Source organism: Nonomuraea deserti (assembly GCF_004348685.1).
Taxonomy (GTDB): domain Bacteria; phylum Actinomycetota; class Actinomycetes; order Streptosporangiales; family Streptosporangiaceae; genus Nonomuraea; species Nonomuraea deserti.
In genome coordinates this window covers 84,263-109,363 of record NZ_SMKO01000005.1, presented here as the reverse complement: position 1 = coordinate 109,363, position 25,101 = coordinate 84,263, and the positions used below count along the sequence as shown (strand labels likewise).

Genomic DNA, 25,101 nt, shown 5'->3' with positions numbered 1-25,101 from the left:
CTCCGTACGGACGAGAGGAAGGGACCAGTCGTGGCGAAATTCGTGACCATCGGGTACGGGGACCAGGACGGCTACGACCGCACCGACGCGGCGGTACGGAACGAGGCACATGCGCACGACGCCCGGCTGCTCGAGTACGGGGCCGTTACGGGCATCGCGGGCTCGCCCGTGCAGGTGCGCAATCACGACGGTGCCGGCATGACCGTGGAGGGCGGCTCCTTCATGTCGTCGGCTCTCCCGGTGGCCGGGTTCTCGATCATCGAAGCCGCGACCATCGAAGAGGCCGTGGAACTCGTGTCGAAGACTCCGTGCGCGGTCGCACAGGGGGTGGTCGAGGTCTGGCCGTTGCAGGAGTCGCCGTAGGCCGGCGGGAAGACGCCAGTGATCTGAGCGCCTCGGCAAACCGCGCGTCCGGCCGTGAGCCGGGCGCCGGCCCCGCGGCGATGTACGTTTCATGCGGGCGGTGGCGAGGCAGGCCGGAGCCCTTCCGCATCGCCGCCGGTCAGAGGGGATGAAAGCAGCCGCAACGGCGTGGTGCCGCTGCTCCGTGCGGACGCCGTGATCGCGATCCTGGTTGGGACGGCGGGCGAGCCGATACCGTCCGATCCGACGAAGCCTCGCCTCTGGAGTCCGCCATGCCAGGAAAACGCTGGGCAGCGCCCGCACTGCTCGCCCTGTCCCTGCCACTGCTCGCCCCCGTGAGCGCACTGACGCCACCGGTCGCCGCGGCGACGTCCGCATCCTCATCCGTCCTGGCCGCCTCCGACGTGCCGCTGGAAGAGATCAACACGATCACCACCCAGGTCGCCTTCGGGTTACGCCGCCCCACCGCCATCGCCGCGCCCGATGACGGGACGGACAGGCTGTTCATCACCGAGAAGCGCGGGACCGTGCGCGTCTACCACCCGGACACCGGTCTCGACGGGACACCGATCATCGACATCACGACGTCGGTGGACGAATCCGGCAACGAGCGCGGGCTGCTCGGCATCGCCCTCTCGCCCGACTTCGCCGAGAGCCATGACCTGTACCTCGCCTACACGGCGCTGCCGGACGGCGCGGTGACGCTGGCACGGTACGGGCTGGACGACGCGAGCCTCGAACCGCTGCTCTCCCAGGAGCACGCCGAGAACAGCAACCACAACGGCGGCCAGATCACCTTCGGCACCGACGGCAACCTGTACATGAGCATCGGCGACGGCGGCGGCTCAGGTGACCCCTTCGACTCCGGGCAGCGCGTGGACACCTTGCTGGGCAAGATCCTGCGCATCGACGTCAGCCGGAGCTGCGGCGACCTGGCCTACTGCGTACCCGAGGACAACCCGTTCGCCGGCGTCGAGGGCGCGCGCGAGGAGATCTGGATGTACGGCGGGCGCAACCCCTGGCGCTTCTCCGTCGACCCGGCGGACGGCTCGATGTGGATCGCCGACGTCGGGCAGGGCAGGTGGGAGGAGATCAACCACATCAAGCCCGGACGGCAGGCCGGCGCGAACCTCGGCTGGTCCTGCTACGAAGGGCTGCAGGTGTTCGACGAGACCCAGTGCCGCTCCGACGCCGACTACACCGAGCCGATCTTCACCTACTCCCCGCACACCGGCGGCTGCGCGGTCATCGGCGGGCAGGTCTACCACGGCGAGGAGTTCGCCGACCTGGTCGGCGGCACCTACATCGCCACCGACTACTGCTCCTCCACCGTGTGGGCGCTGCGCGAGGACGGCGCGGGCGGCTATCTCCAGGCCGAGATCGGCCAGACGCCGACGCAGGTCACCGCGTTCGGCGCCACGCCGGAGGGCGAGCTGTACGTCGTCAACGACCTTCCCGGTGGCCTGCACCGCGTCTCGTTCGAACGCGCGGAGCCGGCCTGCCTGATCGGGCACACCACGCAGACCTGGGGTGGCGGCATGACCGTCGACCTCACCATCACCAACACCGGCACGGCACCGATCAACGGGTGGACGCTGAGATTCCCCCTCTCCCGCGGGCAGACCGTCGTATCCGACTGGAACACCGATCTCACGCAGAGCGGTGACATCGTCACCGCGGTCAACGCGGCCCACAACGGCTCCATCGCCCCTGGCGGCAGCGTCACGCTGGGGTATCTCGTCAGCCACACGGGCGACACGTCCCTGCCGAGCAGGTTCTCCCTCAACAGGGACGCCTGCGCCGTCGACCGCTGACCGGTCTCCAGCGGACGGCGGCGTCGCAGGGTCCGGATGCGCGAGTCGCAGGGGCGGGTGGCCTGATCGGGGCACCCGCCCCTGACACGCGTGCGCCGACCTGGGGCTCGCCATCGTTGCCCCATGCAGTGGTATAACTACTTTCAGTAGTCATCGTACGCTGGCCGATCTCCGCCACCCCCCGCCCTCCAAGGAGAACAAGCATGCGCCTGGCTCGCGCGGCACCCCTCGCCGCTCTGCAGCCGCCACGCCACCCCACCCCGGCAGGCCCGGACCGAAAGAGGTAACCGCAGACCCCGCCAAGAATTGTTTTTCGCATGCCCGGATTCGAGCCGCCGATTTTTTACACCGGGTTTTATCATCCCTTTACAGAGAGTAATATATTCACTACTTTGGGCGTGTCATCGCAGGTCGGAGGCGTTCCACCGTCTCACTTCACATGAAAGGCCGATAGCCATGCGCGCTCTTGTCCGCATCGCTCAAACGCTCGCGGTAGGCGCCGCGGTATTCACGGCGGCATCAGCCGTGCCCGCCCATGCCGGCCCGCTTCCCGCGTTCCCCGGCGCCCCGTCCATCGAGCCGCCGAGCGCCACGTGTTTCGAGTTCCCCTACTTCGGCCCGAAGGGACACGCGAACTTCGACTTCGGCCGTGAGGTCGTCGGGCTCCTCGACGAGCGCGGCGTGCGAGTGGAGGGCATCGCCCCCATCCAGGCCAAGCCCGGCAACAAGGGCGTCTACATGCCCATCGGATGGAAGCGGGACCACATCGATCCGTGCAACGGCGTCTACTACCCCGGCGGTTTCGCCCTCAACGACGTCAGAAGCGGGCACACGGCCGCCATCCACGACATCTACCTGCGCCCCGACGGCGCGCACGCGCAGGTGGTCATCGACGGGCAGCCTCAGGGCGAGCAGCTCGTGGCCACCTACCGCCTGGCGGAGTTCGCACCCTACGTGCCGACGCCGCGGCCGCTCGAAGGTGGCATCGGGCCCAGGCACTGGCCCTTCTACACCAGCGCCTACCTCAGCAGGACGGTCAAGCGGCTCACCGGCATCCCGCTGAACGAGGGCGACTACCTCGCCAACCTCGACGCGGTCGTCCAGTACGTGCCGTAGGGCGACGTCCCCTGACCTGAGATCTGCCGCCGGGCCGTGCCCTCGGGCGCGGCCCGGTACGAGCGAAACGAGAGACTGATGCGAGTGACCAGCGCGAGGAGCCGGTGGGTGTGGGCCGCCGCCGGCGCCGCCGCCGTAACCATGCTGACGACCACGGTGCTGCTCGGCCCCACGATGCGGCCGGGCACGGCGACCAGCCACTGGGACGCCCCCGCCACCACCCGTGACAAGCAGGTCGACGCGACCGACCTGTACGCCTTCACCAGCCCGGAACGGCAGGACACGGTCACGATCGTGGCCAACTACATCCCCTTCCAGGCGCCGAACAAGCCCTACCAGTTCGACACCAAAGCCCGCTACGAGGTGCACATCGACAACACCGGCACCGGCCGGGCCGCCGTCACCTACCGATGGACGTTCGCCAACAAGGGGCTGCCGGTGCCCTCCCTCGTCCGCGCCCGCGAGCACCAGGCCGGACCGCTGGACTCCCTGGTCGAGCAGAGCTACACGCTGACCAGGCTGCGCGGCGGCACGTCCGAGACGCTCGTCCGTGACGGCTACGTGGCTCCTGCCGACATGGGCTCCCTGGCCACACCCGACTACCCCGCGCTGCGGCGCAAGGCCGTCCGTGACCTGCCGGGAGGGGGCAGGGTCTTCACCGGCACCGCCGCCGACCCGTTCTACTCCGACAATCACGCGGTCAGCCTGCTCAGGTTCGGGCTGCCGTTCTTCCCGGTCAAGAGCGGCGTGCCGCTCAACGTCAGCTCCCTGGCCCTGCAGATCCCCAAGTCGGAGCTGGCGCTGGGCGGCGACCGCCGGGCAAACCCCGTCATCGGCGTCTGGACCACCGCCTCCCGCAAGTCGAGCGGCGTGCTCGGCTCGGGGTCGGCCGACTTCAGGCAGGTCTCGCGGCTGGGCAATCCCAACTTCAACGAGGTGATCATCCCGCTGAAGGAGCGCGACCGCTTCAACACGCTGCGGCCGGACGGCGACGAGAGCGGTGGCCTCGTCGTGCCGTCCACGCTCGACCCCGATCAGGCCAAGGTCGTCGCGAAACAGGCCAAGGTCGCGGCGCCGACGGCCCCGCGCAAGGACCTGGAGGAGATCTACCTCACCGGCCTGACCACGCGCGGGGACGGACCGATCAACCGGGACCTCAACTCCCACCTGCTGAACCGGGACGTCTCCCGCATCGCCAGGACGGAAGAGCTACGGCTCAACATGAGCACCCCCGTCGCCGCCGAGCCGGACAAGTACGGCCTGCTCAATGGTGACCTGCAGGGCTACCCCAACGGCCGCCGCCTCATCGACGACGTCGTGACCGTCAACCTGCGCATGCTCCTGGGCGAGCCCGCGGGCCCCGGCGCGCCCGGCATCGTCGCCGAGGACAACCCGGCGTTCCTGCTGAAACCCATCACCGGCAGCTTCCCCTACCTGGCGCTGCCCGTCACCGCCGGCTGAACCCCACCGAGGACACCCGATCAGATGAGTCGCACACGGCGGTTGCCGCCCCTGCTGGGATGCGTGCTGCTGGGCGGCGTCCTGCTGGCCCTGTACGCCCCCGGCGGCGTCCTGCGCCGGGACGAACCGCCTCCCGGGCCGGCGGGGCGGTCGCCGTACGACCTGTCCGGATCGATCGAGGACGCCCAGGATCGCCTGCGCCATCGCCCGGATGACGCGGCGATCTGGGCGAGCCTCGGCCTGCTGTACCTGGAGCAGGGCCGCCGCACCGCCGACGGCGCCTACTACGGCAAGGCGCAGGGCGCGTTCGAACGTTCCCTGCGCCTGCCCACGGGCGACGGGGAGCCGTACATCGACGCCGTGATCGGCATGGGCGCGCTGGCCAACGCCAGGCACGACTTCGCCGGGGCGGTCCGCTGGGCCGAACGGGCGCGCGAGGCGGCCCCGTACCGCTGGCCGCTGTACGGCGTGCTCACCGACGCCTACCTCGAACTGGGCCAGTACGAACGGGCCGAGAGGGCGCTGCGGCGCATGCTCGACGGCCGCCCCGACCTCGCCTCCTTCACCAGGGCCGCGCGCCTGGAGCAGCTGCACGGGCGGACCGGCCCCGCCCGCAGGCTGCTGCTCCGCGCGTGCGAGATCGCCGGCGCCCCCGCCGAGTACGCCTTCTGCCAGTGGCAGCTCGGCGAGCTGTCCTGGAACGGCGGCGACGCCCGGGGCGCGCTGGCCGCCTACACCCGGGCGCTGGCCGCCGATCCCGGACACGTGCCCTCGCGGGCGGGCAAGGCGCGTGCGGAGGCCGCCCTGGGCCACCTCGACCAGGCGCGGCACGACTACGCCACCGTCGTCACCCGGTCGCCGTCGAGCGTCGTCGAGTACGGCGAACTGCTCGAACACCTCGGCGACCGGGCCGCGGCCAGGCGGCAGTACGCCGTGTTCACCGCCCAGCACAAACTGCTGGCCGCCGGCGGAAACGCCGACGACCTGGCCATGGGCACCTACGAGGCGAATCACGGCGACCCCGAAGCGGCGGTCCGGCACCTGCGGGCCGAGTGGAGGCGACGCCGGAGCGTCGTGGTCGCCGACGCGCTGGGCTGGGCACTGCACAAGGCGGGCCGCCACGCCGAGGCCGCCGAGTACGCCGCCCGCGCCGCCAGGCTCGGCGGGCACGACGCGCTGTTCGCCTACCACCGGGGCGAGATCGAGCGGGCGCTCGGGCACACCGAATCCGCCCGCGCCCATCTGACCAGGGCGCTGTCCATCAACCCGCACTTCTCCCCGGCCGGGGCGGCGCGGGCACGGGCATTGCTGGCGGCGACGGCATGATCGCAGCGCTCGTCGCCACCGTGCTGGCCGCGCATCCGCTGGGCAACTTCAGCGTCAACCACTACGACGGGCTGACGGTCCACCGTGACAGGATCGAGCACGTCGCCATCGTGGACAGCGCCGAGATCCCCACCCTGCAGCAGCCCGTGAGCGGCCCCGCGGACGCCCATGCCCGTCGCTCCTGCGCACGACTGCGCGACGCCGTTCGCGGCCAGGCTGAAGGCCGGCCGCTGGCCTGGCGGGTGACCGAGACGTCCTTCGCCTACCATCCGGGCGCCGCCGGGCTGCGTACGAGCAGGCTGACGTGCCACCTGACCGCGCCTCTGCGCGTCGACCGGCCGCTCACCCTGACCTTCGCCAACGCCTACCGCGGCGACACCGTGGGCTGGCGGGAGATCACGGCCCGGGGTGAGGGCGTGCGGCTCAGCGCCTCCAGCGTGCCCGCGCGCAGCGTGTCGGGCATGCTGCGCGACTACCCCGCCGACCTGCTCAGCTCCCCTCTCGACGTACGCGACGCGCGGATCACGGTGGAGCCGGGCGACGGAGACGCCGGGACTTCAGTGGCCGTGCCGGGCGTCGACGCCGTCACCCGCTACACCGGCCTGCTGAGCGACCGGCTCAACGCGCTGGTCGGCGCCGACCGGCTGACCGTACCGCTCGGCCTGCTGGCCCTGCTCCTGTCGCTGCTGCTCGGAGCCGTACACGCCGCGATGCCCGGCCACGGCAAGACCGTCATGGCCGCCTACCTGGCCGGACGGGACAGGCGGCTCCGGGACGCGGTCGCCGTCGCGGCCACGGTCACCGCCACCCACACGGCCGGGGTGCTGATCCTGGGCGTGCTGATCACGGTCGCCGCCTCGCTCGCGGGCGAGGCGGTGCTGGGCTGGCTCGGCGTGACCAGCGGCCTCATCATCACCCTGATCGGCGTCAGCCTGCTCCGCTCCGCCCGCCACCACCAACCCGTCCACGCGCCCGCCCACGGACACGGACACGGACACACGCACGGACACGGGCACGGACACACGCACGGGCACGGGCACGGGCACGGGCACGGGCACGGGCACGGGCACGGGCACGGGCACGGGCACGGGCACGGGCACGGGCACGGGCACGGGCACGGGCACGGGCACGGGCACGGGCACGGGCACGGGCGGTGGTCGGGTGGGGTGGTGGCGCTGGCCGTGGCCGGCGGGCTGGTCCCGAGCCCGTCCGCCCTGGTGGTCCTGCTCGGCGCGATGGCACTGGGACGTACGGTGTTCGGCGTCATGACCGTCGTCTGCTACGGGGCCGGCATGGCGTTCACGCTGCTGGCCGCCGCGCTCGCGCTGCGCAGGCTGGGCGATCTCGCCCTGGTGGGGCGGCTGCAGCGGCTGCGGCCGTACAGCGCCACCATGACCGCCACGCTCGTCCTGCTCGTCGGCACGGGTGTCACCCTGCGCGCGGTCTCCGCCCTGGCGTGAACGTCGCGCGCCGCCCCGCAGGCGACGCGTGAGGTGCGCGCCAGGACGGCCGCAGCAGCGCCGCGAGGTCGTCCCATCGCGCCATCAGCAGGCCCAGGACGGCTCCCAGGATCCCGGCAACCGAGCCGAGCACGGGGTCGACGGAGCCGTTCGTCAGAGATCCGACCAGACCGAGCAGTGACGCCGTGACGAGGATCAGGTTGCGCACCACGTGCGGCACGCCGACCGGTGTCTCGGAAGCGCCGAAGCAACGGCACGGCACCGGTGCGGCCCGGCGGGCGACCGCACCCACGGCCAGGGTGAAGCAGCTGAGCAGCACTGCCGCCAGTGCGAACCCCGCCGTCGCGGCCCCGCCTGGAGGGAGCAGGACCAGCACGATCACCGCGGCCTCCGCCGCGATGACGGCCACGGCGGCCGCCGGGACGACCGCCCTGCCGATCACCGCCATCTCGCTGAGCGACTCGACGAACCCCGCCCAGGCCCTGCGGCCGCGGACCTTGCCCGCCAGGGCGAACGCGAACACCGTGACCAGCAGCAGCCTGCTCGCGACCTCGACGTACTGCATGATCGGCTACTGTTCCCCTCGTGGCGGCAAGGACCTGATGACCGCCACCACGTGAGAGGCGGGCAGCAGGCCGAAGTGCCGGGAGTCCACGCTCCGGTGCGGGTTGTCACCGAGGACCGCGACCCGGCCGGCGGGCACCAGACCGCCGCCCAGCACTGCGGGCAGGTGTTCGCCTTCGCAGGCGGCCAGCCGCTTGACCAGCAGCGGCGGAGCGGGGTGCGGGTTGCGCACGACCACGACATCGCCGGTCGCCCCCCTGGTACGCCGGGCCAGCAGCCGCTGGCCCGGGTGCACCGTGGGTTCCATGCTGACGCCCTCGACCGTGACCGTGACGAACCGCCCGCGCAACCACACCAGGGCGGCGACCGCGCCCAGCACGATTCCCACCACGTATCTCATCCGATGTGCTCCGTGACGTAGCCCGCGGACTGCAGGGTGAACAGCCTGGCGTAGGGGCCCCTCAGGTCCATCAGTTCCTCGTGGCGCCCCTGCTCGGCCACCTGCCCCTCTTCCAGCACGACGATGAGGTCGGCGTCGCGCACGGTGTTGAGCCGGTGCGAGATGAGCAGGCTGGTACGCCTGGACCGGCCGGCGCGCATCCGGACGTGGATGTCGTGTTCGGCTTCGGGGTCCAGCCCCGAGCTGGGCTCGTCGAGGATCATCAGATCGGGGCGGTCGCGCAACAGCGCGCGGGCGATGGCGATCCGCTGCCACTGCCCGCCCGACAACTCCACCCCGGTGGACGCGGAGTCCTCGTCGCTGTCGCTGAAGAAGAGCCGGGTCAGCAGGGTCTGGTAGCCGCGCGGCAGCGCGGCGAGCGTGTCGTGGATGCCGGCCCGCCGGGCGGCAGACTGGATGTCGGGCTCGGAGTCGATCAGGGGGAGATGCCCGAGGCCGATGTTCTCGGCGGCGGACAGGTCATAGGCCATGTGGTCCTGGAAGACGGCGCTGATCCGGGCGCGCAGCTCCACGGGGTCGCTCTGGCGCAGGTCCACCCCGTCCCAGAGGATCGTGCCCTTGGTGGGGTCGTAGAACCGGCACAGCAGTTTGACCAGGGTGCTCTTTCCCGCTCCGTTCAACCCGACCAGGGCGACGGTGCCGCCGTACGGGATGAACAGGTCGACGCCGCGCAGGATCCAGGGGTGGTCGTCGCCGTAACGGAACCACACGTCGCGCAGTTCGATGCCGCGCCGCAGCGCCGGCAGCGGGGCGGTGGCCGTCACGGGCAGGTCGGGTGGGGTGTGGGTGACGTCGAGGTAGTGGCCGAACATCCGCAGGCTCTGAGCCATCTGCGCGATCATGTGCACCAGCGTGTTGAGCCCCAGCTGGGTGCCTGCCACCGCGCCGATGAACATCACCACGTCTCCCGCGCTGATCCTGCCTTCGCGCGCCACCATGCCCGCCCACACCAGCCCGCCGCCGGCCACCAGCGCGGCCAGCAGTTCGAGCGCGCCGTTCGTGGCCAGCCGGCGCATGTCCAGGCGGCGCTGGGCGCGGTTGACGCCCCTGCGCTCGGCCAGCATCCGCCCGCGCAGGAAGCCGCCGATCCCGAACAGCCGGACCTCCTTGGCGGCCTGCGCACCGGTCAGCAGCTGGCCGTAGAAGAACTCCCTGCGCTGGGCGGGGCTGGTCTGCCACATCATCGTCGTGTACTGCCTGGCCAGGCGTAGCTGGGCGGCGAGCGCGGGCACGAGCGAGGCCAGCACGATCACGGCCATCCACGGGTTGATCAGGGCCAGCGCCCCGAGGAACCCGGCGACCGTGAGCGCGGCCCTGCCGACGTCGAAAGCGGATCCGAGCAGCCCGTGGCAGTCGGTGGTGGACTGCTGGGCCAGGCGCAGCCGGTCCAGGAAGGCGGGGTCTTCGAAGTAGCGCAGCCCGACGAACCTCCCCGTGGCGGTGAACAGCCGGTCGGTGGCGCGCAGGCCGACCGCCCTGCCCAGGGCGCCGTTGGCGTAGGTGGACAGGCTCGGCAGCACGCCGGCGGCCAGGCCGCTGGCGGCCAGGCCGAGCGCCGTGCCGAGCACGGAGCCACGGTGGGTGGTCAGCGCGTCGAGCAGCGCCTTGGTGAACCAGGTCGTGGAGATGGGGACCGCGGCCTGGGCCAGGGTGGCGCCGACATAGAAGACCACCGTCGCGGGCGCGCTGCGCCAGGCCAGCCCCGTGACGGCGGCCAGCGCGCGCGGCCAGGACCACTCAGCCACGCGCGGCGGTCAGGGCCAGCACGTCGGCCAGGTCATGTCCCGTCGCGAGCACGGTACGGCTGTCGTCGATGAGGAAGACCCTGGGGAAGGCCGCCACCTTGAACGCCTTGGCCATCGACCCGCCGTCCGGGTCGGCCGTGTCGACCATGGCGACCGGTTCGAGCAACTCGCGCATCGGCCCGGCCTCGTCGTGGAAGCCGGCGATCACGGCGATGACCTGCTCACGCGGCATCGTCGAGGCCAGCTCGGCGAACTTGGGGGCCAGCTCCGTGCAGGGCGAGCACGACGGGGAGAAGAAGCCGACCAGCGTACGCCCGCGCAGCCCGGACCCCGTCTCGAACTCCGCCACCGTCTCACCGGGCTGGAGCGAGGGTGGCGGGGCACCGCCGGCCTGCTCGTACAGGCCGTTGAGGCGCTCGGTGTGTTCGCGCAGCCTACGGATGATGCCCAAGCCCAGCGCCAGGTTGAGGGCGCACAGCACGGCCAGCACCGCCACGGCCGCCCACAGCGCGTAAACCATCACGATCTCCTCATCGCGGAACGGAGGGCCGGGCCTGATCAGAGGGCCCGGCCCGTGGATCACGACACCGAACCGGCGTCTAGCAGTACGACCAGCCGTTGCACCTGGTGCCCGTTTCGTAGGTGCAGCACCTGCGGTACTGGCACCAGCCTTGCACGGTGCGATATTCCTCCCAGCAGCTGCTGGCGGCGGCCCTGACCTGGGGGACGAGTCGTTCGACGAGCCGATCGGCGAGTCCGGTGAGAATGTGCATGACGTCCTGCTCCCTGTTCGCGATCAGCAACGGACCCAGCCGTTACATCTGGTCCCGTTGATGTACTCGCAGCACCAGCGCTTGTAGCACTGCTGCGGCTTGTCGTCCCACTGCCAGTAGCACCCCATGGCCGAGGCCTTGACCTGGGGGACGAGCCGCGCGACAAGGCGGTCGCAGAGTCCTTGTAAGGCGTGCATGAGCCCTCGCTTCCTGAAGACGAGCCTTCTCCTGGCAGCCTCACCCGGGCACCTCAGTGATTTCTCAATGACTTCTCAATGCTGTTCCGAAGACATGACAACCTGGGAGGAGTCGATCTCCCTTGACTACGCTGGAAAGCCATGTTGATTCGGTTGCTCGGACCGGTGGAGCTGGAGCGCGCGGATCAGACCAGTGCGGTGCGCCCTCCGCAGGCCGCGCTCGCGCTCGCGGCGCTCGCCTGGGAGGTCGGCCGGGTCGTTCCCGTCGAGACGCTGCTGACCCGGATCTGGGGCGAACGGATCCCGTCCGGGGCGCGGAACACCTTGTACACGATCATCACCCACCTCCGCCACGACGTGCTCGGCGACGACGGCGACGTGCTGCGCAAGCTCGGCGGCTACCTGCTCGACGTGGACGAGTCCGCCGTGGACCTGTCGCGGTTCCGCCGCCTCACCGAGCGGGCGGCGGCCGTACCGGATCCCCGGCCGCTGCTGGGTGAGGCGCTGGCGCTGTGGCGCGGTGACCCGCTGACGGGGCTGCCGGGCGAGTGGGCCGAGCGGGCCCGCCGGCGTCTGCGGGACGAGCGCAAGGAGATCGTGCTGCGGTGGGCGCGGTCGGTGACCGCCGTGGATCCGGGGGCCGCGGTGGCGGCGCTCTCTCCGCTGGCGGAGGAGTACCCGCTGGACGAGGTGGTGGCCGTCGCACTGATCGAGGCGCTGCACGCGTCTGGGCGTACGGCCGAGGCGCTGACCTGCTTCGCCGGCGTCCGCCACACGCTGGCCGAGGAACTGGGCGTCGAACCCGGGACGGCGCTGCGCCGCGTCCATCGCATGCTGCTACGGCACGGCGAGGCGGCCGAGGCCGAACGTCCGGTTCCCGCGCAGTTGCCCGTCCACCTCGGATGCTTCGTCGGCCGGAAGGCCGAGCTGGAGGGGCTGGCCGCCGCCGGCGCCGTATGCGTGATCTCGGGGCCGCCGGGAGTGGGCAAGTCGTCGCTGGCGCTGCGCTGGGCCCACCTGCACCGCGACCGCTTCCCCGGCGGGCAGCTCTACGCCGACCTCGGCACCCTCGACCCCGCCGGCGCCAGCGCGGTCCTGCCGCGCTTCCTCGGCGCGCTCGGCGTCGCGGAGAACCAGGTGCCCTCCGGCGTCGAGGCGCAGATCGGGCTCTACCGCAGCCTGGTGTCCGACCGCCGGGTGCTCGTCATGCTCGACGACGCCCGCGGCGCCGACCAGGTCGCTCCGCTGCTGGCCACCGCGCCCGGGTCGCTGACAATGATCACCAGCAGATCCGAGCTGCCGTCGCTTTCGGTCACCGTCGGAGCTTCCCTCCTCCATCTGGACGTGCTGTCCCGTGAGGACGCCCGCCACCTGCTGGCCGCCCGCGTCAGCGAGGAACGCCTGGCAGCCGAGCCCGCGGCCGCAGAGCTGATCATCGACAGGTGCGGCCGCCTGCCGCTGGCCCTGGCCATCGTGGCGGCGCGGATGGTGCGGCGGAGCGACCTGCCCCTGGCCGAGATCGCCGCCGACCTCGAACGAGCGGAAACGGACCTGGAACCGTTCGCCGACACCGACCCGGCGATCGACCTGCGCGTCGTGTTCGCCCGGTCCTACCGCGATCTCCACGAGGCGGCGGCCGGCCTCTTCCGCCACCTCGGCAGGCAGGCCGGCCCGCACTTTCCGCTGTCCGCGGTGGCCAGTCTGGCCGCCCTGCCCGTGGAGCGTACGCGGAAGCTGATCGACCACCTCGACCGCGCCAACCTCGTCGACCTTTCCACCCGCGGCCGCGTGCGCCTGCACGACCTGCTGCGCGCGTACGCCGCCGAGCAGTCCCGCGCCACCGACAGCCGCACCGTACGGCGCTCCGCCACACGCCGCCTGCTGGACTACTACCTGCACTCGGCCTGCGCGGCCAGCGCCGTCTGCTACCCGCACCGCGAACGTGTCAAGCCGGACCCGACCGCACCCGGCGTCACCGTGGAGCGCTTCGCCGGGCGGGCGGAGGCTCTGCGCTGGTACGCCGCCGAGTCGGTGGCGCTGCCCGCGGTGGTGTCGGAGGCGGCCGAGGCCGGGCTGGACCGGCACGCCTGGCAGCTGGCCTGGGCGTTCGGCGAGTTCATGCAGCGCCGCAGCCCCTGGGAGGAGATCCTGCGCGTCGAGGCGGTGGCGTTGAGTGCTGCCGCGCGGCTCGGCGACCGCCTGGCGCAGGCCGGCAGCCACAGCCGCCTGGCACGCGCCCACGCCAAGCTCGGCCACGACGAGAAGGCGGTCACGCACTTCGACGGGGCCATCGAGCTCCACCGCGACCTCGGCGAGCCCGTCCTGGAGGCGCACCTGCACCTGGGCCTGACGATCCCCGTCAGCCGGGTACGGCCCGGCGAGGAGCTCCGCCACGCGCTGCGGGCCCTGGAGCTCTTCGAAGAGGGCGGAGACGCCATCGGCAGGGCGCGGGCACTGAACAACGCCGGTTGGTGGCGCGCCCAGCTCGGTGCATACGACCAGGCGCTCACCGACTGCAGCCATGCGCAGCGCATCCTGGCCGACCTCGGCTACGCCCAGGGCGAGGGGCATGCCTGGGACAGCATCGCCTACGTGCTGGACGCCATGGGTGACCACACGCAGGCGGTGGCCTGCTACGAGAGGGCGGCCGAACTGTTCCAGGAGTGCGACGACCTCCACCCCGCCGCGCAGACGCTGGTCCGGCTCGGGGAGACGCACACGGCGGCGGGCGATACGGCGGCTGCGCTGGACGCCTGGAAGCGGGCCGTGGAATGCTACGACGCTCTCGGGGACACCCAGGCGGAGACGATCCGTGCCCGCTGCGCGGCGCTGGGCCGTCCCATGTGGTCGTGAGGGTGTGCGTCGTTTCCCGACGACGGCGCAGGAAACCCGCGAGTTCCGGCGATCACGATCCGCCGGGGTCCCGGAGGGCGATCACCACTCGGCGAGGCTGCCGTCCTCGCGGCGCCAGACGGGGGAGCGCCAGCGGTGGCCGGTCTCGGCGGCACGTTCGACGGCGGCGGCGTCGATCTCGATGCCGAGACCGGGGCCGGTCAGCAGCGGCACGTGCCCGTCGGTGTACCTGAACACCGACGGGTCCACCAGGTAGTCGAGCAGGTCGGCGGGCTGGTTGTAGTGGAGGCCGAGGCTCTGCTCCTGGATGAGCAGGTTCGGGGTGGCGAAGCCGGTCTGCAGGCTGGCGGCCAGGGCGATCGGGCCGAGCGGGCAGTGGGGCGCGAGGGTGGCTCCGTAGACCTCGGCCATGGCGGCGATACGCCGGGTCTCGGAGATGCCTCCCGCGTGCGAGATGTCGGGCTGGGCGACCGCGATCCCCGCCTCCAGCGCGGGACGGAAATCCCACCGCGAGTACAGCCGCTCCCCCGCCGCGATCGGGATGCCGGTGGCCGAGGTGACCGCCGCCAGCTCGCCGGTGAGCTCGGGCACGACGGGCTCCTCCACGAAGAACGGCAGGTACGGTTCCAGTAGCGGCAGCACCCTGCGTGCCATGGGCAGGCTCAGCCGTCCGTGGAAGTCCAGCGCGATGTCCACCTCGTCGCCGACCGCGGCGCGCACCGACGCGAGCCGGTCCACGATCGCCTTGACGGAGGCCGCCGTGTCGATGGCGCGGAGGATGCCAGCGGCGTTCATCTTCAGCGCGGTGAACCCGGCCTCCACCAGCCCCACCGCCGCGTCGGACGCCTCGGCGGGAGAGTCGCCGCCGATCCAGCTGTAGACCCGGACGCGGTCTCTGACCGGCCCGCCGAGCAGCCGGTGCACCGGCACGCCGTAGGCCTTGCCGGCGATGTCCCACAGCGCCTGGTCGATGCCGGCGACCGCGCTGGACAGCACGGGCCCGCCCCGGTAGAAGCCGCCCCTGGTGAGCAGCTGCCAGTGGTCCTCGATGCGCAGCGGGTCGGCGCCGACCAGATACTCGGACAGTTCCGCCACGGCCGCAGCCACCGTGGCCGCCCTTCCCTCGACCACCGGCTCGCCCCAGCCGGTGATCCCCTCGTCGGTGTCGACGCGCAGGAACAACCAGCGGGGCGCCACCAGGTAGGTCGTGAGCGAGACGATGCGCATGGGTCCCTTTTCGATCGGTAGCGGCTCAACGGGTTCAGTCGGAGTCCTTCATGACGCTCCAGCCGCCGTCGACGGTCAGCGCGGCGCCGGTGATGAACGACGCCTCGCCGCTGGCCAGGAACGCTATGGCGGCGGCGACCTCGTCGGGGCTGCCCAGCCGCCCGGCCGCCGTGGCGCGGGCGCTGCGTTCCCGGCCGGCCTCGTCGATGCCGTCCCACGCCCCGGTCAGGATGGGGCCGGGCACCACCGCGTTGGCGCGTACCTCGGGGCCGTACTCCACGGCGAGCTGCCTGGTCAGCGAGAGCAGCCCGCCCTTGGACGCGGCGTAGGCGGGGCGGCCGGGGAGACCGAAGCCGGCGTGCACGCTGGAGACCGCCACGAGGGCGCCGCGCGCCCGCCGCAGCTCGCCGATGAACGTGCGCACGCCCAGGTAGAACCCGCCGAGGTTGACCGCGAGCTGGGCGTTCCAGTCGTCCGGGCCCACCTGGTCGGCGGGTCCCTGCCGCACCAGGTACGCGTTGCCGACGAGCACGTCCAGCCGCCCGAACCGGTCGAGGACCAGCGTGCGCAGGTCGTCCCACGCCTGCGGCGAGGCCACGTCGCAGTTCGCGAACACGGCCCCGGGGACGCTGTCCGCCGCTTCCCGGCCCGCCGCCTCGTCGACGTCGGCGACGACCACCGAGGCGCCCTCCGCCGCCAGCCGGCGGACCGTGGCGGCGCCGATGCCCCGCGCGCCACCCGTGACCACGGCCGCCTGCCCCGCGAACCTGGTCATCGGACGGTGACCTCCGCCGCCGACAGGTAGGACCCGCCGCTGGCCCGGCTGCCCTCCAGCCGCACATAGCGGGCGTCCGCCGCGTCGAACGAGGCGGTCTTCAGCCGCGCGTCGGCCGCCCACGATCCGCCGGCGACCTCCGTGAACGTCCGGCCGTCGGTGCTGAGGTAGACCTTGTAGTCCAGGATCGTGCCGTTGAGGTTGCCGTCGAACCGCGGCTGGTAGTCCAGGGCGCTGATCTGCTTGGTCCCGCCCAGGTTGAGGGTGATCGACTGGGGCAGCGGGTGCGGCGGCTGGTACTCGGAGTGCCAGTAGGTCGCGATGTCCTCGTCCACCGCCAGTTCGGGGCCGAAGCCGGAGTGGAAGCTGGTCGCGTACACCTTCGGCTCGACGCAGTCCTCGGTGACGGTGACCGGGATCTCCCGCTGCTCGGAGCCGATCGTCACGGTGACACTGTGCTCGCCCGGCGCGGTGTCCCTCGGCGCGGTGATGGTCACGATCACGTGCTTCGCCTGGCCCGCGGGCACGTCGAGGGCGGCCTCGGCGGGTGTGGCCGTGAGCGGCTCCGGCGCGCTCACGCTGACCGGCCGGGACAGCGGCCCTCCGGTGTTGTTGACGACTCTGGCCATCACGTCGGCGGTGCGCACGGCGAGCTCGCAGTGATCCAGCGCGAGCTTCGCCGGGACCACCGACTGCTGCTCGTCGCGGGCGGCGCCGAGAAGCGCCCACCCGAACGGCTCGTCGGCGTAGTACGCGGCGCGGCAGTCACGATCCGCGGTGTGCGAGCGCCCCGCGTCGAAGGCCGCCTTGCAGTCGGAGACGTCAGGCATGTCGGTGTCGATCGTGGCGTTCAGCACATCCCCCCTGGCGAAGATGTACCCGCTGTGCAGCCGCGCCTGCGCGTCACCGCGCTCGAAGTACGCGTCGGTGTAGGCGCGCGGCCCGGTCAGGCCGGCCCAGAACGCCTGCGGCGCGCAGCCGATGGCCTGGTCCTCCACCGGCACGGCGCAGCGCCCGGCGCGGAAGTCGCCGCCGAGCACGGTGACGCCGTCCTCGCGGGCGAACCGGTCGGCGAGCCAGTCCGCGGCCGGCGTAGGATCGCCGCCCGGGTGCGCGGCGACCAGCGGTACGCCGAGCGTGCCGTCCCGCCGCGCGGCCACCACGTACGCCTGGTCCTCGTCCTGCACCCGCTCGAAGCCGCCGGGCGCGGCCGCGGCCATCGTGCCGGTGTTCAGGATGATCGCGTTCTCCCTGACCGCGCCGTCGGGCAGGAAGGCGGAGCGTTCACCCGCCACCTCGGCCCGGTAGCGCTGCCCGGTGGCCCGGCTCAGCGCGTTCGCCAGGTGGCGGGCGCCGGGGCCGAGGATCTCGGTGAGCAGCAGGGCGTCCGGCGCCGCGGGCGCCTTCTCGGCCAGCCGCCTGGCGAAGTTGTCCAGGTCGCGGGTGTCGCGGGCGTCCGCCTGGCGTACGGAGTCCTGCAGGTTGGCCTGCACCACCAGCACCTGGCCCGCCGGCGTGGCGGGCAGCCGCCCCGGCGTGGACCCGGCGGCGGGCAGGCCGGGCAAGGCGGGGACGGGCCCCGCGGCGGACGCGGCGGGCATCGTGAACAGGCCCGAGCAGATCGCCACCGCGGCGGCGGCGTGGAAGGTCCTTCTCATGATCCTGCCTCACATGTCCTGCAGGGCCGGGCGGCCGGATTCGACGACGAACGACCTGCGCACCGACGCGGCGCCACCGGCCGTGGTGACCTTGTCCACCACCACGTAGTCGGTGGTCAGCGTGTCGGCGGCGGCCCGGCAGCGCACGTATCCGCGCTGGTTGTTGAAGAACTTCAGGTGGGGGTTGGCGGCCAGCCACTCCTGGCCTCCGGGCGTGCTGTCGGATCCGTCGCCGCCGGAGGTGATCGAGGTGCCCACGAATTCCACGCCCACGCTCGGCGAGCCGGGGTCGGCGTAGTCGGCCTTGAGCTCCGCGGCGCAGTTGACGTGGGCGTCGCCGGTGAGCACCACCGGGTTGGACACGCGGCGCTCGCCGATGCCCGCCCACAGCCGGTCGCGGGTGGCCGCGTAACCGTCCCACGTGTCGGGGTTGAGCTGCTGCAGGCCGGGGTCGGTGAGCCGGTCGAGCTGGAACATCATGACCTGGTTGGCCAGCAGGTTCCAGGTGCTCGACGAGTCGGCGAGCCCTTTGAGCAGCCAGCGCTCCTGCTGCTCCCCCAGCATGGTGCGGGACGGGTCGAGCCGCGCCCCGATGTCGATGGGGCTGCGGAACTGCCGCGCGTCCAGCACGAAGAAGCTCGCCAGCCGCCCGTAGTCGATCCGGTGGTGCATCGCCATGTCGGGCCCGACCGGCAGCGCGGAGGGACGCATCGGGTTGTTCTCGTAGAAGGCGCGGAACGCGGCGGCGCGGCGGCGCAGGAAGTTCTCCGGGGTCGCGCCGGTGGGCGACCGGTCGGCGCCCCAGTTGTCCTCCACGTCGTGGTCGTCGAGGGTGAAGAACCAGGGGGCGGCGGCGCGGGCGGCCTGCAGGTCGGGGTCGGTACCGACGAGCGAGTGCCGCAGCCGGTACTGCGAGAGGGTCTGGACGAGCGCGCCGTGCGCGGGCGACAGCGGCGTGCCGCGCCTGCCTCCGGTGGCGCCGATCCCGTTCTCGTAGATGTAGTCGCCGAGGTGCCCGACGAGGTCGAGGTCCTGGGCGGCCAGGTCGCGGTAGGCGGTGTAGAAGCCGACGTCCCAGGCCTGGCAGGAGGCGAAGGCGAAGCTGACGGGCACGGACGCGCGCGGGTCGGGTGCGGTCTTGGTACGGCCGACAGGGCTGTCGTCGGCGCCGGCGGTGAACCGGTACCAGTACGCCCGGCCGGGGCGCAGCCCGTGCACCTCCACGTGCACGGCGTGCGATAACTCCGGGCGCGCGGTGGCCACGCCTCTGCGGACGACCTTGCGCATCCCGTCGTCCTCGGCGACCTCCCAGCGCACCGGCACGGGGGTGCGCGGCATGCCGCCGAGCCCGTCGTCGGCGAGCGGCTGCGGGGCGAGCCTGGTCCACAGGACCACGCCGTCCGGCCGGGGATCCCCGGAGGCGACGCCGAGCGTGAACGGCGTGCTGGGCAGGGCGGGTGAGGAGTCGGTCCAGCCGCCGGGCACCTGGGCCACGGCGGCCAGCCCGGCGAGCCCTGCGGCGTAGGCGAGCAGTCGGCGCCTGGACGTCATGTGGGGGGTGGTCATAATGCGGCTTCGTCCTTTCCGGCCTGCGCGAGCAGGTCCCGCATGGCGGATTCTGCGGCGTCTGGATCGGCGCGGCGTACCGCGTCCAGGACCGCCCGGTGCGTGGCGGCGAACCCCGGGCGCTCGCCGCCGGCGTGCACCAGCCGGTCCCGCGCGTACAGCGCGGCGGCGATCACGATCTGGAGGCAGTCGAGCACCTCGTTGCGCGCGGCGGCGAGCAAGGTGCGGTGGAAGGCGACGTCCGCCTCGGTGTGGGCGACGGGGTCGGAGACGGTGTCGGCCATGCGGGCCAGGGCCGCCTCCAGGGCCTCCAGGTCCTCGTCGGTGCGGCGCTGCGCGGCCAGCCGCGCGCCGGCCGGCTCCACCACGGCCCGGACCTCGGCGAGGTCGCGGAGCATGCGCTCGTCACCGCGCTGGGTGAACCGCCACCGCAGGACGTCCGGATCGAGCATCGACCACTCGGCGCGCGGCCTGACGAAAGTGCCGCGTTTCGGCCGCGCGTCCACCAGCCCTTTGGCCGCGAGGGTCTTCAGCGCCTCCCGCATCACCGTCTGGCTGACGCCGTAGTGCCTGGCCAGGGCGGTCGGGTCGAGGGTGCCCCCGGTGTCAGGATCGCCCCCGAGAATGCGCCGGCCGAGATCCTCGACGACCTCGCCGTGCATGCCGCGCCGTGGATAGCTCAAGGCCGCACATCCCTTCCGATCCCCTTGTGAAGATGATAAAAGCATATTTTATGGTTATTTGGCCACGACGCTTGGGATCCCCCCTCCTCAGCCTGGCCGCGGTGGCGATGCTGCTCGTGAGCGCCTGCGGGGGCGGCGCCGGTGCGACCGGACGGGATCCCGTCCGGCTCACCTTCTGGGCGTGGGTTCCGGGGATGGACAAGGCCGTCGAGCTGTTCAACCGCACCCATGACGACGTCCAGGTCACGCTGGACAACATCCCGCCGGGACCGAAGGGCGGATACGCGAAGATGCACGCCGCCGTGCTGGCCGGCGACGCCCCCTGCCTGGCCCAGATGGAGTTCCAGGAGTTGCCGTCGTTCCTGCTCAACGTCGAGCTGACGGACCTGAACCCCTATCTCACCGACGCCGACCGGGCCGACTTCCAGCAGAACACCTGGGACCTCGTGACCTACGAGGGCGGCACCTACGCCGTGCCGCAGGCGACCGGCCCGATGGCTCTCTACTACCGGGCCGACCTGTTCGACAAGTGGGGCATCGAGGTGCCGAAGACATGGGCGGAGTATCGCGAGGCGGCCGCCCGGGTCCGCGAGGCCGACCCCGACGCGTACGTCACGAACTTCCCCGCCAACGACACCTCGCCCTTCATCAGCCTCGCCTGGCAGGCCGGCACGCCGTGGTTCGACACCCGCGGCGGCGTCTGGAACGCGAAGATGACCAGCCAGGAAACGCTGAAGGTGGCCGACTACTGGCAGGGCATGATCAAGGACGGGCTGGTCAAGGTCAGCCCGCACTTCGCGCCCGGCTGGTACAAGGACCTCGCGTCCGGCCACCTGGTGGCGATCCCCCTCGCGCAGTGGGCCGAGGCCATCCTCGCGGCCAACGCGCCGGACACCGCCGGCAAGTGGCGGGCCGCGCCGCTGCCCCAGTGGGAGGCGGGCGGCAAGGCCTCCGCCAGCAACGGCGGCTCGTCCACCGCGCTGCTGCGCGGCTGCGAGCATCCCCGCGAGGCCGTCGAGTTCGCGTTGTGGATCAACCGCGACCCGCGCAGCGTCGCCATGCTGATCGAGAGCGGCTACGGCTGGCCCGCCGCGATCGACGGCATGTCCAGCCCGTCGCTGACCAAGCCCTCCGCGTTCCTCGGCGGGCAGCGTACCGACCAGCTGTTCACCGAATCCTCCAGCCAGGTGCCGCGCGGCTGGGTGTGGTGGCCCGGCTACGAGGAGACCAGGCAGAGGCTCAACGACAGCTTCCCGCGGGCCCTCGCCGGCGAGGGCACCTTCGCGAGCGCGCTGCGGGCGGCGCAGACGCAGGTGGTCGAGCAACTGAGGGAGAAAGGGCTGAGGGCCCAATGAGGAAACGCACCGCCGCGGTGTTCCTGGCGCCGTTCGTGCTGCTGTTCGCCGGATTCTTCGTCGCACCCATCCTGTACGCGCTGGCGCAGAGCTTCACCGTCGTCGAGCGCTCCGGCCTGCTCGGGCTGCGCGGCCAGAGCACACGCTTCGCCGGCCTGGCCAACTACGGCAAGGCGCTGTCCGACCCGGGATTCGTGGAGAGCCTCGGCCGCATCCTGCTCTACGCGGCGATCATGGTGCCGCTGATGGTGGTCGGCTCCACGGTGCTGGCGCTCATCCTGGAGGCCGGCATGGCGCGCTGGCCGCGGTTCTTCCGCACCAGCTTCTTCCTGCCGTACGGCATCCCCGGCGTGATCGCCTCGATCATGTGGGGCTTCCTGTACGCGCCCGGCACGTCACCGTTCACCCCGGTGCTCAGCGCGTTCGGCATCGAGACCGACCTGCTCGGACCGGGCACGGTGTTCTGGTCCGTCATGAACATCGTGGTGTGGCTGTTCGTCGGCTACAACATGCTGGTCGTGGTGGCCCAGCTGCAGTCGATCCCGCGCACGCTGTACGAGGCGGCCAGGATCGACGGCGCCGGACGGTGGGGCATCGCCTGGCGGATCCAGATCCCGCTGCTGCGTCCCGCGCTCGTGCTGATCACCGTGTTCACCATCATCGGCTCGCTGCAGCTGTTCAACGAGCCGCTGGTGCTGCTCCCGGTGTCCGGCGGCCTGTCCACCACCTACACGCCGACGCTGACCGCGTACCACGACGCGTTCAACGGCAACGACATGGCCCTGGCCGCCGCGGAGTCGATCATCCTGGCGCTGGTGACCGCCGTGCTGTCCTTCGGGTTCCTGCGCTTCGTGGGAAGGGGACGCCGATGAGAACGGTCAGCCTCCGCTGGCTCACCACCGTCCTGCTGCTGGTGCTCGCGGCGTACTTCCTGCTGCCGCTGTACTGGCTGATCGTGGCGGCCACCAAGAACACCGGCGACCTGATCAACTCCAGCCCGCTGTGGTTCGCCAACCCGCAGCTGTGGACCAACCTCGGCGACCTGTTCGCCTTCAGCGACGGGATCTACCTGCGGTGGATCCTCAACTCGGTGATCTATTCGGGGCTGGGCGCGGCCGGCGCCACGCTCATCGCCGCGTGCGCCGGCTACGCGATGGCCAAGTGCGAGTTCCGCGGCAGGGAGGCGCTGTTCAACGTCATCCTCGCCGGGGTGCTGCTGCCCACCACCGCCATCGGCCTGCCGCTGTTCCTGCTGATGTCCGACGCCGGCCTGGCCAACACCTACTGGGCGGTGCTGCTGCCCAGCCTGGTCAGCCCGTTCGGGGTCTATCTGTCGCGGGTGTACGCCGCCACGGTGCCGGACGACGTGCTGGACGCCGCCAGGGCGGACGGCGCCGGCGAATGGCGGATCTTCCTCACCATCGCCCTGAAGATCATGTCTCCGGCGCTGGTGACGATCTTCCTGTTCCAGTTCATCGGGATCTGGAACAACTACTTCCTGCCGCTGGTGATGTTGTCGGACAGCAGCCTCTACCCGCTCACCCTCGGCCTGACCAGCTGGCAGGGCTTCGCCGACCGGGAGCCGATCCTCCAGACGCTGGTGGTGGTCGGCTCGTTCGTGTCGGTCATCCCGCTGATCGTGTTGTCGGGGGCCCTCCAGCGGTTCTGGCGGGCCGGCCTGACCGAAGGGAGCGTACGCGAGTGATCCGCTACGGCGGGGACTACAACCCCGAGCAGTGGCCGCGCCCGGTCTGGGCCGAGGATGCCAGGCTGATGCGCGACGCCGGCGTCAACTTCGTGACGCTCGGCATCTTCGCCTGGGCCCAGGTGGAGCCCGTCCCCGGCGACTACCGGTTCGAGTGGCTCGACGAGGTCATGGACCTGCTGCACGACCACGGCGTGGCGGTGTGCCTGGCCACGATGACCGCCTCGCCACCGCCGTGGCTGGGCCACCGCCACCCCGAGTCGCTGCCGGTCGACGACGGCGGCGTGCGCCTGAGCCACGGGTCGCGCTGCCACATCTGCCCGTCGTCCGACGCCTACCGGAAGGCGGCGCGGGCCCTGGTCACCGAGCTCGCCCGGCGGTACGCGGCCCACCCGGCGCTGGCCGCCTGGCACATCGGCAACGAGTACGGCTGCCAGGTGCCCAAGTGCTACTGCGACCTGTGCGCCGAAGCCTTCCGCGGCTGGCTGCGACGCCGGTACGAGACCCTCGACCAGCTCAACGAGGCGTGGACGACGACCTTCTGGAGCCAGCGCTACTCCGCCTGGGAGGAGATTCTCCCGCCCCGCCGCACCACCGGCATCCCCAACCCGGCGCACACGCTGGACTTCACCGCGTTCTGCTCCGACGCGCTGCTGGACTGCTACCGGCTCGAAGCCGACGTGGTACGCCAGGCCACTCCGGGCGTCCCTGTCACCACCAACCTGTGCAACGTCGCCCCCACCACCGACTATCCGGCCTGGGCGGCGGAGATGGACGTGGTCAGCGGCGACTGCTATCCCGACCAGCGGGAGCCTGAGCCGCAGCTGCAGAGCGCGCTGTTCTTCGACGTGTGGCGCGGGCTCGGTGACGGCCGGCCGTGGTGGCTGCTGGAGCAGGCCACCTCCGCGGTCAACTGGATGGGCACCAACCCGGCGAAGAAGCCCGGCGGCATGCGGCTGGACAGCCTGCAGGCGGTGGCCCGCGGCGCGGACGCCGTGCTGTTCTTCCAGTGGCGGGCCTCACGCGGCGGCGCGGAGAAGTTCCACTCCGCCATGCTCCCGCACGCGGGCGCCGATCATCCGCTGCACCAGGCGGTCCGCGACCTCGGCGGCGACCTGCGGTCGCTGGGCGCGGTCGAGGGATCGCGGGTGCGGGCCGAGACGGCACTCGTGCTGGACTGGCGCAACTGGTGGGCGGTCGAGCAGGAGTCGCATCCGAGTGACCGGATCTGCATGATGGACCGGCTGCGCGACCACTACGACCCGCTGTGGCGGCTCGGCGTCACCACCGACGTGGTGCGGTCCACCTCCGATCTGAGCGGCTACCGGCTGGTGGTGGTGCCCAACCTCTACCTGCTCCCGGCGGAGGCGGCGGCGAACCTGGCCGCGTACGTCGAGCGGGGCGGCCACCTGGTGGTGTCGTTCTTCTCCGGCATCGTCGACGAGAACGACCGGGTGTGGCTGGGCGGATATCCGGGGCCGCTGCGCGAGCTGCTCGGCCTGTCGATCACCGAGTTCGACCCGCTGCACACGGGGGCGACCGTCCCGATCGCCTGGGACGGCGCGGAGTCTCGGGCCACGCTGTGGTCCGAGCGCATCGAGCTGGAGGGCGCCGAGGCGGTGGCCTCGTTCGGCGACGGCGGCCCGGCCGTCACCCGGCACGCCTACGGCGAAGGCGTCGCCTGGTATCTCGGCACCCGGCCGGACCCCGCGGTGATGCGGGAGCTGACCCGCCGCGTCGCCGCCGGGGCCGGCGTGACGCTGCCGGGACTGCCGGAGGGCGTGGAGGCGGTCACCCGGGCCGGCGCGGACGGCGTACGTCATGTGTTCCTGCTCAACCACACCTTCGAGGAACGCCGCGTGCCGGTCCCGGACGGCGGGAGCGTGCTGCTCGACGGCGAGCGGTCCGGCGGCGCGCTCGTCCTGCCGCCTCGCGGGGCCGCCGTGCTGAGGCAGGCGGGAGGGTAGCCAGGGCGCCGGATGAAAGTTTCACCGATGGTT

Annotated in this window: 22 protein-coding genes; 11 read left to right on the top strand and 11 right to left on the bottom strand. The window is 71.9% G+C overall.

What is annotated here, in order from left to right:
* The first annotated feature begins 30 nt into the window (after positions 1 to 30).
* The 6 genes from E1292_RS03755 (at position 31) to E1292_RS50855 (ending at position 7,540) form a co-directional block, all read left to right on the top strand.
* Positions 31 to 363 carry a YciI family protein gene (locus tag E1292_RS03755; RefSeq protein WP_181958183.1) on the top strand — a complete coding sequence of 111 codons (333 nt, stop codon included), beginning with the start codon at positions 31 to 33 and terminating at the stop codon, positions 361 to 363.
* A 272-nt stretch (positions 364 to 635) separates the two neighbouring features.
* Entirely contained in the window at positions 636 to 2,177 is a 1,542-nt protein-coding gene (locus E1292_RS03750) for a PQQ-dependent sugar dehydrogenase (RefSeq protein ID WP_132591976.1), read from the top strand.
* 525 nt (positions 2,178 to 2,702) lie between these two features.
* On the top strand, positions 2,703 to 3,293 hold the full coding sequence (locus E1292_RS03745) for a hypothetical protein (protein WP_132591974.1): 591 nt from the start codon (positions 2,703 to 2,705) through the stop codon (positions 3,291 to 3,293).
* A gap of 78 nt (positions 3,294 to 3,371) precedes the next feature.
* Positions 3,372 to 4,754 carry a DUF4331 domain-containing protein gene (locus tag E1292_RS03740; protein WP_132591972.1) on the top strand — a complete coding sequence of 461 codons (1,383 nt, stop codon included), beginning with the start codon at positions 3,372 to 3,374 and terminating at the stop codon, positions 4,752 to 4,754.
* 24 nt (positions 4,755 to 4,778) lie between these two features.
* Entirely contained in the window at positions 4,779 to 6,080 is a 1,302-nt protein-coding gene (locus E1292_RS03735; RefSeq protein ID WP_132591970.1) for a tetratricopeptide repeat protein, read from the top strand.
* Complete coding sequence (locus E1292_RS50855; RefSeq protein WP_220446651.1) at positions 6,077 to 7,540, top strand: High-affinity nickel-transporter; 1,464 nt, start codon at positions 6,077 to 6,079, stop codon at positions 7,538 to 7,540. The genes E1292_RS03735 and E1292_RS50855 overlap by 4 nt, the downstream gene beginning before the upstream one ends.
* On the opposite strand, the gene E1292_RS03725 is transcribed toward E1292_RS50855, so the two are convergent.
* The 6 genes from E1292_RS03725 to E1292_RS50845 all read right to left on the bottom strand — a co-directional run bounded on the left by E1292_RS03725 (position 7,509) and on the right by E1292_RS50845 (position 11,279).
* A complete protein-coding gene (locus E1292_RS03725; protein ID WP_132591968.1) occupies positions 7,509 to 8,105 on the bottom strand; it encodes a MauE/DoxX family redox-associated membrane protein in 597 nt (198 codons plus the stop codon). The genes E1292_RS50855 and E1292_RS03725 overlap by 32 nt on opposite strands.
* Before the next feature lie 6 nt (positions 8,106 to 8,111).
* On the bottom strand, positions 8,112 to 8,504 hold the full coding sequence (locus E1292_RS03720; protein WP_132591966.1) for a S26 family signal peptidase: 393 nt from the start codon (positions 8,502 to 8,504) through the stop codon (positions 8,112 to 8,114).
* On the bottom strand, positions 8,501 to 10,309 hold the full coding sequence (locus E1292_RS03715) for an ABC transporter ATP-binding protein (RefSeq protein WP_132591964.1): 1,809 nt from the start codon (positions 10,307 to 10,309) through the stop codon (positions 8,501 to 8,503). The genes E1292_RS03720 and E1292_RS03715 overlap by 4 nt, the downstream gene beginning before the upstream one ends.
* On the bottom strand, positions 10,302 to 10,829 hold the full coding sequence (locus tag E1292_RS03710; protein WP_132591962.1) for a TlpA family protein disulfide reductase: 528 nt from the start codon (positions 10,827 to 10,829) through the stop codon (positions 10,302 to 10,304). The genes E1292_RS03715 and E1292_RS03710 overlap by 8 nt, the downstream gene beginning before the upstream one ends.
* Positions 10,830 to 10,908: 79 nt before the next feature.
* Entirely contained in the window at positions 10,909 to 11,082 is a 174-nt protein-coding gene (locus tag E1292_RS50850; protein ID WP_165974358.1) for a hypothetical protein, read from the bottom strand.
* 23 nt (positions 11,083 to 11,105) lie between these two features.
* Positions 11,106 to 11,279 carry a hypothetical protein gene (locus E1292_RS50845; protein ID WP_165974357.1) on the bottom strand — a complete coding sequence of 58 codons (174 nt, stop codon included), beginning with the start codon at positions 11,277 to 11,279 and terminating at the stop codon, positions 11,106 to 11,108.
* A 141-nt stretch (positions 11,280 to 11,420) separates the two neighbouring features.
* Here E1292_RS50845 and E1292_RS03705 point away from each other — a divergent pair, with 141 nt between their 5' ends.
* Positions 11,421 to 14,132 carry an AfsR/SARP family transcriptional regulator gene (locus tag E1292_RS03705; RefSeq protein ID WP_132591960.1) on the top strand — a complete coding sequence of 904 codons (2,712 nt, stop codon included), beginning with the start codon at positions 11,421 to 11,423 and terminating at the stop codon, positions 14,130 to 14,132.
* Positions 14,133 to 14,213: 81 nt separating this feature from the next.
* Here the strand turns inward: E1292_RS03705 and dgoD are convergent, their stop codons facing one another.
* From dgoD to E1292_RS03680, 5 genes are read right to left on the bottom strand one after another with little or no spacing between them, the layout of a single operon-like run.
* Positions 14,214 to 15,359, bottom strand: coding sequence for a galactonate dehydratase (gene dgoD, locus E1292_RS03700; protein ID WP_132591958.1), 1,146 nt, complete (start codon positions 15,357 to 15,359; stop codon positions 14,214 to 14,216).
* Between the two features lie 34 nt (positions 15,360 to 15,393).
* Complete coding sequence (locus E1292_RS03695) at positions 15,394 to 16,134, bottom strand: SDR family NAD(P)-dependent oxidoreductase (RefSeq protein ID WP_132591956.1); 741 nt, start codon at positions 16,132 to 16,134, stop codon at positions 15,394 to 15,396.
* The gene (locus E1292_RS03690; protein ID WP_220446650.1) at positions 16,131 to 17,792 is read right to left on the bottom strand and encodes a discoidin domain-containing protein; all 1,662 of its coding nucleotides are present in this window, start codon (positions 17,790 to 17,792) and stop codon (positions 16,131 to 16,133) included. Before E1292_RS03690 ends, E1292_RS03695 begins: the two co-directional genes overlap by 4 nt.
* A 9-nt stretch (positions 17,793 to 17,801) precedes the next feature.
* Positions 17,802 to 19,358, bottom strand: coding sequence for an alkaline phosphatase D family protein (locus E1292_RS03685; protein ID WP_165974356.1), 1,557 nt, complete (start codon positions 19,356 to 19,358; stop codon positions 17,802 to 17,804).
* Positions 19,355 to 20,041: a FadR/GntR family transcriptional regulator gene (locus E1292_RS03680; RefSeq protein ID WP_246089903.1), complete on the bottom strand. Its 687-nt coding sequence runs from the start codon at positions 20,039 to 20,041 to the stop codon at positions 19,355 to 19,357. Before E1292_RS03680 ends, E1292_RS03685 begins: the two co-directional genes overlap by 4 nt.
* 71 nt (positions 20,042 to 20,112) lie before the next feature.
* On the opposite strand from E1292_RS03680, the gene E1292_RS03675 reads away from it, so the two are divergent.
* Genes E1292_RS03675 through E1292_RS03665 form a run of 4 tightly spaced genes read left to right on the top strand, consistent with a single transcriptional unit; the run spans position 20,113 to position 25,068 of the window.
* Entirely contained in the window at positions 20,113 to 21,396 is a 1,284-nt protein-coding gene (locus tag E1292_RS03675) for an ABC transporter substrate-binding protein (RefSeq protein ID WP_220446649.1), read from the top strand.
* Positions 21,393 to 22,268 carry a carbohydrate ABC transporter permease gene (locus tag E1292_RS03670; protein ID WP_132591950.1) on the top strand — a complete coding sequence of 292 codons (876 nt, stop codon included), beginning with the start codon at positions 21,393 to 21,395 and terminating at the stop codon, positions 22,266 to 22,268. Before E1292_RS03675 ends, E1292_RS03670 begins: the two co-directional genes overlap by 4 nt.
* Entirely contained in the window at positions 22,265 to 23,101 is an 837-nt protein-coding gene (locus tag E1292_RS50840) for a carbohydrate ABC transporter permease (RefSeq protein WP_165974355.1), read from the top strand. The genes E1292_RS03670 and E1292_RS50840 overlap by 4 nt, the downstream gene beginning before the upstream one ends.
* Positions 23,098 to 25,068, top strand: a complete 1,971-nt coding sequence (locus E1292_RS03665; protein WP_181958182.1) for a beta-galactosidase — start codon at positions 23,098 to 23,100, stop codon at positions 25,066 to 25,068. Before E1292_RS50840 ends, E1292_RS03665 begins: the two co-directional genes overlap by 4 nt.
* The last annotated feature ends 33 nt before the right edge of the window (positions 25,069 to 25,101 follow it).